Raw genomic sequence first — 13,013 nt, 5'->3', positions numbered from 1 at the left:
CTTATGCAGATCGCGACCAGCCTGTTCTACGACCGCTCGGCCAAGGCGATGAATACGCTGTCGAAGCAGGCGGACGCGTTGCAGACGCAGATCTCGTCCGGCATCAAATTCACCGCGCCTTCGTCCGACAGCGCCGCCTATCAGCGGCTGGCGGGGCTCGCGCGCGATGCGGTCGACGACAAGGCCTATGCCGCGAACCTGACGACCGCCGCATCGGTGCTGAAACAGTCGGACACCACGCTCAGCGCGATCACCGCGCAGTTGCAGCGCGTGTCCGAACTCACGGTGCAGGCGCGCAACGGCACGCTGAGCGGCGATGCGCGCAAGGCGATCGGCGTCGAAATTGCGGGCATCGTCGATACGATCTCGAGTCTCGCGAACGTGAAGGACCTGCGCGGCCAGCCGATCTTCGGCGGCGCGGACGGCGGGCCCGCGGCGGTGAAGCAGCCCGATGGCAGCTATGCGCTGGCCGCGACCAGCGTCTCGCCGATCCCGGTCGGCGACGGCGCGAGCGTCCAGGCGAACGAATCGGCGTCGCGCGTGCTGCGCGCCGACGGCAAGGATACGCTGGCGGTATTGAGCGCGATCGCAACTGCGCTCCAGGCCGAAAGCTACGATCCGGCCGCGCTCGATACCGCGCTCGACGATCTGTCGGCGGCGTCGGAACAGGTGTCGTCGATCCAGGCGTCGCTCGGCGCGCGCGCGTCGCGGGTCGATCTGGAAACCGCCCGGCTGAAGGACGTCGCGGTCGACCGCGAGGATACCCGTCAGTCGATCGAGGGCACCGACATCACGACGGCGATCACCGAATTGCAGAAGACGATGACGATCCTGTCGGCGACTCAGGCGAGCTTCTCGAAGCTCAGCGCGCTGTCGCTGTTCGATTATCTTCGCTGAGCGCATTTATAGGACGGATCGAGCGGGTCCGGTAACCGGATGGCTACGAAATCCGGTTAATCCTCCGGTGACAGGGCCGGCATTCCGGGCTTTGGGGGAATTTCCAACACCATGTTTCCGATTATCGGCATCGTCGTCCTGCTCGTCATGGTGTTCGGCGGCTTTGCGTTCACCGGCGGGGCGCTCGGCCCCGTGCTCGAGGCGATCCCGCACGAGATGCTCATCATCGGCGGCGCGGCCGCCGGCGCGCTGATCATCGGCAATTCGGGCAAGGAGCTCAAAGGCCTCGGCGGCGGGCTGATGAAGGTCTTCAAGGGCCCGAAATACAAGAAGCAGGATTATCTCGACGTCATTTTCCTCGTCAGCAAGCTGATGAAGATGCTGCGCGTCGACGGGCCGATCGCGCTCGAGCCGCATGTCGAGGACCCCAATTCCTCCGCGGTCTTCGCCGAATACCCCAAGCTGCTGAAGGACCATGCGCTGATCAACCTGATCGCCGACACGCTGCGCCTCGTCGTGGTGTCGAGCGGTACGCTCGACGTGCATGCGGTCGAGGAGGTGATGGACCAGTCGATCAAGACGCATCATCACGAGGAGGAAAGCGCGCACGGCACGCTGACCAGCCTCGCCGACGCGCTGCCTGCGCTCGGCATCGTCGCGGCGGTGCTCGGCGTGGTGAAGACGATGGGATCGATCGACAAGCCGCCGTCGGTGCTCGGCTCGATGATCGGGTCGGCGCTGGTCGGCACGTTCATGGGCGTGCTGCTGGCCTATGGCATGGTCGCGCCGCTCGCGAACCGGCTGAAGCAGGTGCTCGACGCGGACGCCTCGATCTACGGCGTGGTGAAGCAGATCATCATCGCGTCGCTGCACGGCCATCCGCAGCCGCTGGTGATCGAGGCGGCGCGCTCGGGGATCGCGCATCGCAACCAGCCGGGCTTCGCCGAAGTCTTTGACGGGCTGCGCGGGAAGTAGGATGGCACGCGCGCCGCACGGGGCGAACCAGCCGCCCAAGATCATCGTCAAGAAGGTCTATATCGAGGGCCATGGCGGCCATCATGGCGGTGCCTGGAAGGTCGCCTATGCCGATTTCGTGACCGCGATGATGGCGTTCTTCCTGCTGCTGTGGATCCTCGGCGCGACGACCGAGAAACAGCGCAAGGGCATTGCCGACTATTTCGCGCCGACGCTGATCGACACGCACACGCTGGGGATCGGCGGCGGTGCGCTGCTCGGTGGCGAATCGATCCTGTCGAAGAACAAAATCGGTCCGCAAGCCGGACAGACCAGCCTGCCGCAGATCGCCATTCCGAATGCGGGCGCGGGCGGCGCGGACACCGGCACCGGGCCCAAGGGCAACAAGAAGGGGCTCGACGCGCTGAATGCGGAGGATCGCCGCAATTTCGACGCGATGCGCCGCAAGGTGCTCCGCCAGATCGAACAGTCGAAGAACCTGTCGCGTCTCGCGAGCCACATCCGCTTCGTGCCGACCCAGGACGGGATGCGCATCGACCTGATCGACGATGCCGATTATTCGATGTTCGCGATGGGCACGACGGCGCTCGACGCCAGGGCAGGCGATCTGATCGGGATGATCGCGGGATCGATCGCCGGGTCGGCCAACCCGATCATGATCCGCGGGCACACCGACAGCGTGCCCTATGGCGATCCGCGCGCGATGAATAACTGGATGCTTTCGTCGGGCCGCGCCGAGGCGACACGACGGCGGCTGCTCGCCGGCGGCACGCCCGAGGCGCGCTTCGAACGGATCGAGGGTGTCGCGGACCGCGAGCCGCTGATCGTCAAGAACCCGAGCGATCCGCGCAACCGGCGCGTCGCGATCACCTTGCTCTACCGTCGGGGTCGTTTCGGCAGCTAGCCCGGCGCGACGACCCGGCCGGTGTCCGCCGGGGTGGTGAGGGGCGGCAACGGTGCGTGCGACCTGCCTAATGCGAAAAGGGGCCGGTGGCGAACCACCGGCCCCTGCAGGCGCTCGTATCGATCGACCCGCGTTGCTTATTCGGCGACAGCCTCGACCTTGCGCTTGCGCTGCGGCGCAGCAGCCGGGGCTTCGGTCTTGCGGGCGCCGGGCTTGCGACCGAGACCGATCTTCTTGGCCATGGCACGGCGGCTTTCCGAATAGGTCTCGGCGACCATTGGATAGTCCGGCTTCAGCCCGTAGCGTTCGCGATATTCGATCGGCGTCATGCCGTGCGTCGCCAGGTGGCGGCGCAGTGTCTTGTACGGCTTGCCGTCGATCATCGAGATGATGTGATCTTTCGATGCCAGCGATTTCCGGACCGAAACTGCCGGGGTGTATTCGGCGACGGGTTCGACCACGGGCTCCTCCGTCGACGTGCCCAGCAATGCAGACACGGTGTCGTGCATCTTGCCAAGGAACGACGGAACCTCTTCGGCAGACGTGCGCGTATTGGGGTTTGTCAGCCACGCGATCGTCAGTTCGGTCGCCAATTCAACAGCGTTCAGCTCAATAATGTCTTCGGACATGATATGCTCCAGTCTTTGATCGACGCCTACGCCTATAGCACCCTATAATCAACATCCGATTTGAACCTATTATGCCATTTGCTATGCATTTTCTTCCAAAAGCCGTGCGGCACGGTCTCAAGACGCAATTTCACCGGCATGGATGCAGTCTCGAGGAAGATCGGGAAGTGGTCCGGGCGGACACTTATTATAGGGGATAATGTCCGATATCTTCATTAACTATGATGCAGATCAGGCCTGATTGATCCGTGGGATGAATATGGGACCGATACCATGGACCTGAATGCTACTGCGGAGGAAGGACGGTTGACCCTAACCCCTCACTGTCTTTGACGGTCCTTCCGAAGTCTGGGGCGGCGTGCGCCTGAGGTCAGTCGGCTCAAGCCGGACGCGTGTGCCTCAGTGCATCGAACCCGGGCAGCAGGCCTAGCGCTGGAGCGCTGATCTGACGGGGGCGGACCGGGCTTCGGTTGCCGAGGTGGTCGGTAATGTGTGAGCTAAGATCTGATTGCTTGGGGCATTGCCGATCGGCCGCCCGACGGGTCGCCTAAGGCGCTGACCGTCGTCTCACCCACCTGGCGAGAATGGTGCCCGGAAGAGGACTCGAACCTCCACGACCTTGCGATCGCCAGCACCTGAAGCTGGTGCGTCTACCAATTCCGCCATCCGGGCACGGGGTAGGAGGGCGCCTCTAGTGGAGGGTTGCGATGCTTGTCAACAACCCTCTTGCTGGGGCAAAGGGCGGGCAGGCATAAAGAATTGGACGGACGGGCGATGAACGACAGACTGGTGACGCTGATCGGGGGCGGAGGTTTCGTCGGCCGCTATGTCGCGCAGGCGCTGCTGGCGTCGGGTGCGCGGGTCCGGATCGCACAGCGCGATCCGCGACAGGCGTTTTTTCTCAAGCCGCTCGGCGGGCTCGGGCAGACGCAATTCGTCGGCGCCGACGTGACCAAGCCCGCGACGATCGCACAGGCGGTGCAGGGTGCGGACATCGTCGTGAACCTGGTCGGGGTGCTGGCGGGTGATTTCCACGGCGTCCAGACGCTCGGCGCGCGGACCGTGGCGGAGGCCGCCGCCAAGGCGGGGGTCGGCGCGCTGGTCCATGTCTCGGCGATCGGTGCGGACGCCGCATCGGACTCGGCCTATGGCAAGTCGAAGGGCGAGGGCGAGGCGGCGGTCCGCGCGGCCTTCCCCAACGCGACGATCCTGCGGCCGTCGATCATCTTCGGGCAGGAGGATCACTTCGTGAACCGCTTCGCCGGGATGATCGCCAAGGCGCCGGTCGTGCCCGTGCTGCGCGCAGGAGCAAAGTTCCAGCCCGTGTTCGTCGGCAATGTCGCGGACGCGATCGTCGCCGCGGCTGCGGCTCCCGAGACGTTCGGCGGCAAGACGCTGGAGATCGGCGGGCCCGACGTCATCACCATGGGCAACCTGATCCGCTGGATCGCCGCCGCAATCGGCCGCGAACCGTCGATCGTCGAATTGCCCGATTTTGCCGGGGCACTGATCGCCAAGGCCGGGTTCCTGCCAGGCGCGCCGATCACCCAGGATCAGTGGCGGATGCTGCAGAGCGACAATATCGTCACCGGGGTCGACGGGCTGAAGGCGATGGGGATCGAGGCGACACCGATGTCGACGGTCGCGCCTGGCTGGCTCGTCCGTTTCCGCAAGGCGGGGCGGTTTGGTCGCCGCGCCGAGACTCGTGTCGAGACTGGGGTGGACATGCATTCGGCGACCCACGTGGTCTGATCCCGATGCGGGTCTAGCCGCCATCGACACTGATCGACCAGTCCTGATTCACCGCGCTGCGGGAGCTTTTGCGTGTCCGAACTTCTTACCGTCATCCTTCTCGGCATCGTCGAGGGGATCACCGAATTCCTGCCGGTCTCGTCGACAGGCCATCTCATCCTCGCGACGCGGTTGCTCGGCTATGATGCGGGGCGCTGGGAGGTGTTCAACGTCGTCATCCAGCTCGGCGCGATCCTTGCGATCGTGGTCCTGTACTGGCGCACCTTCTGGGCGGTGGGCATGGGCCTCATTCGCCGCGAACCGAAATCCTGGCTGTTCCTGCGCAATCTGGTGGTCGCCTTCATCCCTGCCGCGGTGATCGGGCTGGCGCTGCACCATTATATCGAGGCGCTGCTCGGCAATGCCGAGGTGGTCGCGATCGCGCTGGTCGTTGGCGGCTTCGCCATTCTGGCGGTCGAGCGGTTCGCACCGCGCAGCGACATCAGCGGTGTCGCGGACATCCCGCTGCGCACCGTCGTCGGGATCGGCCTGCTCCAGTGCCTCGCGATGATCCCTGGCGTCAGCCGCTCGGGCGCAACGATCCTCGGGGCGCTGGCACTCGGCGTCGAGCGGCGCACCGCCGCCGAGTTCAGCTTCTTCCTCGCCATCCCCACGATGCTGGGCGCGAGCGGGCTCGAACTGATGAAGAACCATGCGGCGCTGACCAGCGGCGATGGTGTCGGCCTGCTGTCGATCGCGATCGGCGCGCTCGTTTCGTTCGTCGTCGCGTTGCTGGTGGTCAAATGGTTCGTCGGGATCGTCACAAAGCACGGGTTTGTGCCGTTTGCCTGGTATCGCATCGCCGCGGGCTCCGCCGCGCTGGTATGGCTTCTGTCGAAATAGGTCCGGGTCGGCATATATTCTGTGAGATTTGTGAATATATTCCCCGTCCTGCCAAATTTGGCATAATTTATAGGTCAGTATAGCTGACTTAATGGGCGATTTTGCCGTGACAAACCTCCGACGACGCAATAACGCGATTGTCGGAGGCATACATGGCGAACGATTCGATGCTCAAATTCGTCGGGCGGGAGCAATCCTATCCCGACAAGCGTAATGCGGCGGAACGCGCGGACGATTTTCGCGAGATCGCCGCGCGCTATGCGGTCGAACCCGCCGAAGAGCAGGCGGGGCGCTGTTCGCAATGCGGCGTGCCCTATTGCTCGGTCCATTGTCCGCTCCACAACCATATCCCCGACTGGCTGCGCCTGACTGCCGAGGGCCGGCTCCGCGAGGCGTATGAGCTGAGCAACGCGACCTCGACCATGCCCGAGATCTGCGGTCGCATCTGTCCGCAGGACCGGCTGTGCGAGGGTAATTGCGTCATCGAGTTCACGGGCCACGGCGCGGTCACGATCGGCTCGGTCGAGAAGTTCATCACCGACACCGCCTGGGAGAATGGCTGGGTCGAGCCGCTGGTCCCCGGCAAGTCTCGCGGCCAGTCGGTCGGCGTGATCGGGGCAGGGCCTGCCGGGCTGAGCGCCGCCGAATATCTGCGCGGCCACGGCTATGACGTGCACGTCTATGATCGTTACGACCGCGCGGGCGGCCTGCTCACTTATGGCATTCCCGGGTTCAAGCTCGAAAAGCCGATTGTCATGCGTCGGGTCGAGCGACTGAAGACCGCGGGCATCGTGTTCCACGAAGGCTTTGCGGTCGGTGACGACGCCAGCCTCGACGAGCTGCGCCAGCGCCACGACGCGATCCTGATCGCGACCGGCGTGTACAAGGCGCGCGCGATGGACCTGCCCGGTGGCGGTTCCAATGGCGTGGTGGCGGCGCTCGACTTCCTCGTCGCGTCGAACCGCAAGGGTTTCGGTGATGCGGTCCCCGCGTTTGACGACGGCAGCCTGAATGCCGAGGGCAAGGACGTCGTCGTGATCGGCGGTGGCGATACCGCGATGGACTGTGTCCGCACCGCGATCCGCCAGGGCGCCAAGTCGGTGAAATGCCTCTATCGCCGCGACCGCGCGAACATGCCCGGGTCGCAGCGCGAAGTCGCCAATGCCGAGGAGGAGGGCGTCGAATTCGTCTGGTTGTCGGGCCCGCAGAGCTTCGACGGCGGCGAGAGCGTGTCGAGCGTCAAGGTGCGCAAGATGCGTCTGGGCGCAGCCGATGCGAGCGGTCGCCGCACGCCCGAACCCGATCCTGCCGGTGACTATTCGGTCGATGCCGACCTGGTCATCAAGGCGCTGGGCTTCGATGCCGAGGACCTGCCGACCTTGTTCGCGACGCCCGAACTGGGGGTAAGCCGCTGGGGTACCGTGCTGGTCGATGGCAAGACGCTGATGACCAGCCTCGACGGCGTGTTCGCAGCGGGCGACATCGTCCGCGGCGCAAGCCTGGTCGTGTGGGCGATCCGCGACGGGCGTGACGTGGCGGCGACGATGCACAAATATCTGAAGGCGAAGGCGGCCAGCGCGAAGGTCGCGGCGTGAGGTTGAAGCCCGACGAGGTCGCGGCGATCAAGAACGCGGCCGCGGAGACGTTCGGTGAATCCGCGGTCGTGCGTCTGTTCGGCAGCCGGATCGACGACACCGAGCGCGGTGGTGATATCGACCTTCACATCGAGGTCGACGCGGTCGCCGACGAGGGCCGTGCGCGCGGGCTATTCGAGGACAGGCTCTTCCAGCGGATCGATCCGCAGAAGGTCGATGTCGTGCTGACGATCCGTGGCGGTACGCCGCACGGCTTCGAACGGATCGCCTACCGCGACGGGATCGTGCTGTGACGGCGCCCGAAAACGATATTCTGGCCGTCATCTGCGATCGCGTGCAGTCGCTCATCACCGCCCTGGACGAGGATATGCGGCTGCTCGGTACCGTCCCGGCCGATCTCACCGCGTTCAACGCCATGACGGAACACGGCCGCGTCGGATCGCGCGCCTTGCTAAAAACGGTCGAGCAGCTGGAAGACCAGTTGATGCGGCTGTTTCGCACCATCCTTCAGGCACGCGCGGTCAATACGAAGGACCTCTATGCCCGTGATGTTGCCAACCGGATGGAATCGCTGCGCATCATCGACAGCGCCGACGACTGGATGGCGGTCGTCAAGCTGCGCAATCGTCTGGTCCACGACTATCCGCTGACCCGCGAGGCGCGGTTCGCCAAGCTGGTCGAGGCGGCCCGGGCCACCGAGACTCTCCGCGCCGCTGCCCAGCGCGCGCTCACCTACGTCGACAAGAAGGAATGGTTGGCATGACCAACGAAACCGAACGCGCCTATCTCGCCGAACACGGCATGTACCGTCCCGAGTTCGAGGGTGATGCCTGCGGCGTCGGGCTCGTCGCCGCGACCGACGGCCGCGCCTCGCGGCGCGTCGTGCAGTCCGCGGTCGATGCGCTGAAGGCGGTGTGGCACCGCGGCGCGGTCGATGCGGACGGCAAGACCGGCGATGGAGCAGGTCTTCACATCGACCTTCCGCTCAAGTTCTTCGACGACGCGGTCGCCGCTTCGGGGCACAAGGTGCGGCCGAACCGGCTCGCGGTCGGCATGATCTTCCTGCCGCGCACCGATCTGGGGGCGCAGGAGGATTGCCGGACGATCGTCGAGAGCGCGATCATCGAGGCGGGCTATACCATCTATGGCTGGCGGCAGGTGCCCGTCGACGTGTCGGTGATCGGCCAGAAGGCGCAGGCGACGCGCCCCGAGATCGAGCAGATCATGATCGCCGGGCCATTGCCCGACGAGCAGGATGCCGCCGAGTTCGAAAAGACACTGTATCTGGTCCGCAGGCGTATCGAGAAGCGCGTGATCGCGGCGCAGATCCAGGGCTTCTACATCTGTTCGCTGTCGTGCCGCTCGATCATCTACAAGGGGCTGTTCCTCGCCGAATCGCTGTCGGTCTTCTATCCCGACCTGTGCGACCAGCGGTTCGAGAGCCGCGTCGCGATTTTCCATCAGCGCTATTCGACCAACACCTTCCCGCAATGGTGGCTGGCGCAGCCGTTCCGGTGTCTTGCACACAACGGCGAAATCAACACGATCCGCGGCAACAAGAATTGGATGCTGTCCCACGAGATCCGGATGGCGAGCCTCGCGTTCGGCGATAATTCCGAGGACATCAAGCCGGTGATCCCGGCAGGCGCGTCCGATACCGCCGCGCTCGACGCGGTGTTCGAGGCGATCTGCCGGTCGGGCCGCGATGCGCCGACCGCCAAGCTGATGCTGGTGCCCGAGGCCGCGAGCCCCGACATGCCGCCCGAGCACCGCGCGATGTACCAGTATCTGGCGTCGGTGATGGAGCCGTGGGACGGCCCGGCCGCGCTGGCGATGACCGATGGCCGCTGGGCCGTCGCGGGCATGGACCGCAACGCGCTCAGGCCGCTGCGCTATACGCTGACCGTGGACGGGCTGCTGATCGTCGGATCGGAAAGCGGGATGGTCGTCGTCCCCGAATCAACGATCATCGCCAAGGGGCGGCTCGGGCCGGGCGAGATGATCGCGGTCGACCTCGACGAAGGGCGGCTGCTGCAGGACCGCGCGGTCAAGGATCGCATCTCCGGCGAGGCGGACTATGCCGCGATGATCGGCGAGTTCCACACGCTGGCAGACCTGCCATCGGTCGAGGATGCCGTCGTCCGCTATGATCGCGCCGAGCTGGCACGGCGCCAGGTCGCGGCCGGGCAGACGATCGAGGACATGGAGCTGATCCTGTCGCCGATGGTCGAATCGGCCAAGGAAGCGATCGGATCGATGGGCGACGACACGCCGCTCGCGGTCATTTCGGACAAACCGCGGTTGATCAGCCAGTTCTTCCGTCAGAATTTCAGCCAGGTGACCAACCCGCCGATCGATCCTCTGCGCGAGCGGCACGTGATGTCGCTCAAGACGCGGTTCGGCAATCTCGCCAACATCCTCGACGTGCGCGACCAGCGCGAGCGCGTGCTGGTGCTCGATTCGCCGGTGCTCACCGGCGAGCACTGGGCGCGGCTGAAGGCGCATTTCGGCGGCGCGGTCGCCGAGATCGACTGCACCTTCGATGCCGGCGGCGGCCCGGAGAAGCTGCGCGCGGCGATCCAGCGGATCCGCAACGAGGCCGAGCAGGCGGTCCGCCAGGGCAAGAGCGAGTTGTTCCTGACCGACGAGGCGATCGGCGAAGACCGCGTCGGCATCGCCGGCGTGCTCGCGGTGGCGGCGGTGCACACGCATCTCGTCCGTCGCGGCCTGCGCTCCTATGCGTCGATCAACGTGCGCACCGCGGAATGCCTCGACACGCATTATTATGCGGTGCTGATCGGCGTCGGCGCGACCACCGTGAACGCCTATCTAGCCGAGGCCGCGATCGTCGATCGCCAGAGCCGCGGGCTGTTCGGTGATCTCGATCTGGCCGAATGTCTCCGCCGCCACCGCGTTGCGGTCGAGGAGGGGCTACTCAAGATCATGTCGAAGATGGGCATCGCGGTCATCTCGTCCTACCGCGGCGGCTATAATTTCGAGGCGGTCGGCCTGTCGCGCAGCCTGGTCAACGACCTGTTCCCCGGCATGCCCGCGAAGATCAGCGGCGAGGGCTATGCCTCGCTTCACGTCAACGCGACCGATCGCCACGAGGCGGCGTTCGATCCGGCGGTCGCGACGCTGCCGATCGGCGGCTTCTATCGCCAGCGCCACACCGGCGAGACGCATGCCTATTCGGCGCAGCTGATGCACCTGCTCCAGACTGCGGTCGCGACCGACAGCTATACGAGCTATCTGCAATTCTCGCGCGGGGTGTCGGACCTGCCGCCGGTGTATCTGCGCGACCTTCTCCAGTTCAACTTCCCGGCCGAGGGCGTGCCCGTCGACCAGGTCGAGGCGATCACCGAGATCCGCAAGCGGTTCGTGACGCCGGGCATGTCGCTCGGCGCGCTCTCTCCCGAGGCGCACGAGACGTTGGCGATCGCGATGAACCGGATCGGCGCAAAAGCGGTGTCGGGCGAGGGCGGCGAGGACAAGTCGCGCTTCGTGCCCTATGCTAACGGCGACAATGCGAACTCGACGATCAAGCAGATCGCGAGCGGCCGGTTCGGCGTGACCGCGGAATATCTGAACGCGTGCGAGGAGATCGAGGTCAAGGTCGCGCAGGGCGCCAAGCCCGGCGAGGGCGGCCAGCTCCCCGGCTTCAAGGTGACCGAATTCATCGCCAAGCTGCGTCACGCGACACCCGGCGTGACGCTGATCTCGCCGCCGCCGCATCACGACATCTACTCGATCGAGGATCTGGCGCAGCTCATCTACGACCTGAAGCAGATCAATCCGCGCGCGCGCGTCTGTGTGAAGCTCGTCAGCTCGGCGGGCATCGGCACCGTGGCGGCGGGCGTCGCGAAGGCGCATGCCGACGTGATCCTGATCGCGGGGCATGTCGGCGGCACCGGCGCGTCGCCGCAGACGTCGATCAAATATGCGGGCACGCCGTGGGAAATGGGGCTGTCCGAGGTCAACCAGGTGCTGACGCTCAACGGCCTGCGCGGCCGCGTGCGGCTGCGCACCGATGGCGGGCTCAAGACCGGACGCGACATCGTGATCGCCGCGATCCTCGGCGCGGAGGAGTTCGGGATCGGCACGCTGTCGCTGGTGGCGATGGGCTGCATCATGGTCCGCCAGTGTCATTCGAACACCTGCCCGGTCGGTATCTGCACGCAGAATGACGCGCTCAGGCAGAAGTTCGTCGGCACGCCCGAGAAGGTCATCAACCTGATGACGTTCATCGCCGAGGAAGTCCGCGACATCCTCGCGCGGCTGGGCGTGAAGAGCCTCGACGACGTGATCGGCCGGACCGAGCTGTTGCGGCAGGTCAGCCGCGGTGCCGAGCATCTCGACGATCTCGATCTCAACCCGATCCTTGCCAAGGTCGATGCGTCGGATGCCGAGCGGCGTTTCTCGCTCTCGACCTTCCGCAACGAAGTGCCCGACAGCCTCGACGCGCAGATCATCAAGGATGCCGCCGCGGTGTTCTCGCGCGGCGAGAAGATGCAGCTGACCTATTCGGTGCGCAACACGCACCGCGCGGTGGGGACGCGGCTGTCCAGCGAGATCACGCGCAAGTTCGGCATGTCGACGCTCGCCGACGATCACGTCACGATCCGGTTGCGGGGCTCGGCGGGCCAGTCGCTCGGCGCGTTCCTCTGCAAGGGGATCACGCTCGAGGTGTTCGGCGATTCGAACGACTATGTCGGTAAGGGACTGTCGGGGGGGACGATCATCGTCCGGCCCGCGGTGAGTTCGCCGCTCGCCAGCCAGGACAACACGATCATCGGCAACACCGTGCTCTATGGCGCCACCAGCGGCCGGCTGTTCGCGGCGGGGCAGGCGGGCGAGCGGTTCGCAGTCCGCAACTCGGGTGCGACCGTGGTCGTCGAGGGCTGTGGCGCGAACGGCTGCGAGTATATGACCAACGGAATCGCGGTCGTGCTCGGCGCGGTGGGGGCGAACTTCGGCGCCGGGATGACCGGCGGGATGGCGTTCGTCTATGATCCCGAGGGCCTGTTCGCAAAGCGCGCCAACCCTGAGAACATCACCTGGGACCGGGTGAAGTCGCTCCACTGGGCGGACGTCCTGCTCGACCTGGTGCGCGACCATGCGGATACGACCGACAGCAAATGGTCGAAGGGCCTGCTCGAGGACTGGGACCGGGTGGCACCGCATTTCTGGCAGATCGTGCCGAAGGAAATGCTGACGCGCCTGCCGCATCCGCTGGATGACAGCGCGGAGCTGGTCGCGGCTGAATAGCGTCTGCCGCGTATTCCACCCCGGCGAAGGCCGGGGCCCAGTTGGAAAGGTCGCAGTAACGGAGCACCGCGCTTCGTTATCTGCGCGTCCCAACTTGGCCCCGGCCTTTGC

10 protein-coding genes and 1 tRNA gene are annotated in these 13,013 nt (G+C 65.5%); 9 read left to right on the top strand and 2 right to left on the bottom strand.

The genetic code is table 11. The features are described 5' to 3' along the window. The first annotated feature begins 3 nt into the window (after nucleotides 1-3). The 3 genes from NEF64_RS00405 to NEF64_RS00395 all read left to right on the top strand — a co-directional run bounded on the left by NEF64_RS00405 (nucleotide 4) and on the right by NEF64_RS00395 (nucleotide 2,776). Entirely contained in the window at nucleotides 4-897 is an 894-nt protein-coding gene (locus tag NEF64_RS00405; protein ID WP_031394195.1) for a flagellin N-terminal helical domain-containing protein, read from the top strand. 111 nt (nucleotides 898-1,008) lie between these two features. Next, nucleotides 1,009-1,872, top strand: coding sequence for a flagellar motor stator protein MotA (gene motA, locus NEF64_RS00400; protein WP_031394196.1), 864 nt, complete (start codon nucleotides 1,009-1,011; stop codon nucleotides 1,870-1,872). Between the two features lies 1 nt (nucleotide 1,873). Further along, nucleotides 1,874-2,776, top strand: a complete 903-nt coding sequence (locus NEF64_RS00395) for a flagellar motor protein MotB (protein ID WP_031394197.1) — start codon at nucleotides 1,874-1,876, stop codon at nucleotides 2,774-2,776. A gap of 137 nt (nucleotides 2,777-2,913) precedes the next feature. On the opposite strand, the gene NEF64_RS00390 is transcribed toward NEF64_RS00395, so the two are convergent. Then, nucleotides 2,914-3,405 (bottom strand): Ros/MucR family transcriptional regulator, encoded by a 492-nt coding sequence (locus NEF64_RS00390; protein ID WP_031394198.1) that lies wholly within the window; start codon nucleotides 3,403-3,405, stop codon nucleotides 2,914-2,916. A 585-nt stretch (nucleotides 3,406-3,990) separates the two neighbouring features. Next, a tRNA-Leu gene (locus NEF64_RS00385) sits at nucleotides 3,991-4,077 on the bottom strand. A gap of 102 nt (nucleotides 4,078-4,179) precedes the next feature. On the opposite strand from NEF64_RS00385, the gene NEF64_RS00380 reads away from it, so the two are divergent. The 6 genes from NEF64_RS00380 (at nucleotide 4,180) to gltB (ending at nucleotide 12,902) form a co-directional block, all read left to right on the top strand. Continuing rightward, nucleotides 4,180-5,157 carry a complex I NDUFA9 subunit family protein gene (locus NEF64_RS00380; RefSeq protein ID WP_056409689.1) on the top strand — a complete coding sequence of 326 codons (978 nt, stop codon included), beginning with the start codon at nucleotides 4,180-4,182 and terminating at the stop codon, nucleotides 5,155-5,157. A gap of 72 nt (nucleotides 5,158-5,229) precedes the next feature. After that, on the top strand, nucleotides 5,230-6,039 hold the full coding sequence (locus NEF64_RS00375; RefSeq protein WP_031394200.1) for an undecaprenyl-diphosphate phosphatase: 810 nt from the start codon (nucleotides 5,230-5,232) through the stop codon (nucleotides 6,037-6,039). A 152-nt stretch (nucleotides 6,040-6,191) separates the two neighbouring features. After that, nucleotides 6,192-7,634: an NAD(P)-dependent oxidoreductase gene (locus tag NEF64_RS00370; RefSeq protein ID WP_056409692.1), complete on the top strand. Its 1,443-nt coding sequence runs from the start codon at nucleotides 6,192-6,194 to the stop codon at nucleotides 7,632-7,634. Continuing rightward, a complete protein-coding gene (locus NEF64_RS00365) occupies nucleotides 7,631-7,927 on the top strand; it encodes a nucleotidyltransferase domain-containing protein (protein WP_031396484.1) in 297 nt (98 codons plus the stop codon). Before NEF64_RS00370 ends, NEF64_RS00365 begins: the two co-directional genes overlap by 4 nt. After that, a complete protein-coding gene (locus NEF64_RS00360; RefSeq protein ID WP_031396483.1) occupies nucleotides 7,924-8,397 on the top strand; it encodes a HepT-like ribonuclease domain-containing protein in 474 nt (157 codons plus the stop codon). The genes NEF64_RS00365 and NEF64_RS00360 overlap by 4 nt, the downstream gene beginning before the upstream one ends. Then, the gene (gene gltB, locus NEF64_RS00355; protein ID WP_156360519.1) at nucleotides 8,394-12,902 is read left to right on the top strand and encodes a glutamate synthase large subunit; all 4,509 of its coding nucleotides are present in this window, start codon (nucleotides 8,394-8,396) and stop codon (nucleotides 12,900-12,902) included. The genes NEF64_RS00360 and gltB overlap by 4 nt, the downstream gene beginning before the upstream one ends. The last annotated feature ends 111 nt before the right edge of the window (nucleotides 12,903-13,013 follow it).

Origin of the sequence: Sphingomonas aerolata, assembly GCF_023935825.1 — a bacterium.
Taxonomy (GTDB): Bacteria; Pseudomonadota; Alphaproteobacteria; order Sphingomonadales; family Sphingomonadaceae; genus Sphingomonas; species Sphingomonas aerolata.
The sequence above is the reverse complement of the archived record's forward strand: the minus strand, read 5'-3'. Positions and strand labels throughout refer to the sequence as shown.

Coding starts and splice junctions, on each gene's coding strand:
- NEF64_RS00405 (WP_031394195.1), top strand. CDS start 4: ATGCAGATCGCGACCAGCCTGTTCTACGACCGCTCGGCCAAGGCGATG.
- motA (WP_031394196.1), top strand. CDS start 1,009: ATGTTTCCGATTATCGGCATCGTCGTCCTGCTCGTCATGGTGTTCGGC.
- NEF64_RS00395 (WP_031394197.1), top strand. CDS start 1,874: ATGGCACGCGCGCCGCACGGGGCGAACCAGCCGCCCAAGATCATCGTC.
- NEF64_RS00390 (WP_031394198.1), bottom strand. CDS start 3,405: ATGTCCGAAGACATTATTGAGCTGAACGCTGTTGAATTGGCGACCGAA.
- NEF64_RS00380 (WP_056409689.1), top strand. CDS start 4,180: ATGAACGACAGACTGGTGACGCTGATCGGGGGCGGAGGTTTCGTCGGC.
- NEF64_RS00370 (WP_056409692.1), top strand. CDS start 6,192: ATGGCGAACGATTCGATGCTCAAATTCGTCGGGCGGGAGCAATCCTAT.
- gltB (WP_156360519.1), top strand. CDS start 8,394: ATGACCAACGAAACCGAACGCGCCTATCTCGCCGAACACGGCATGTAC.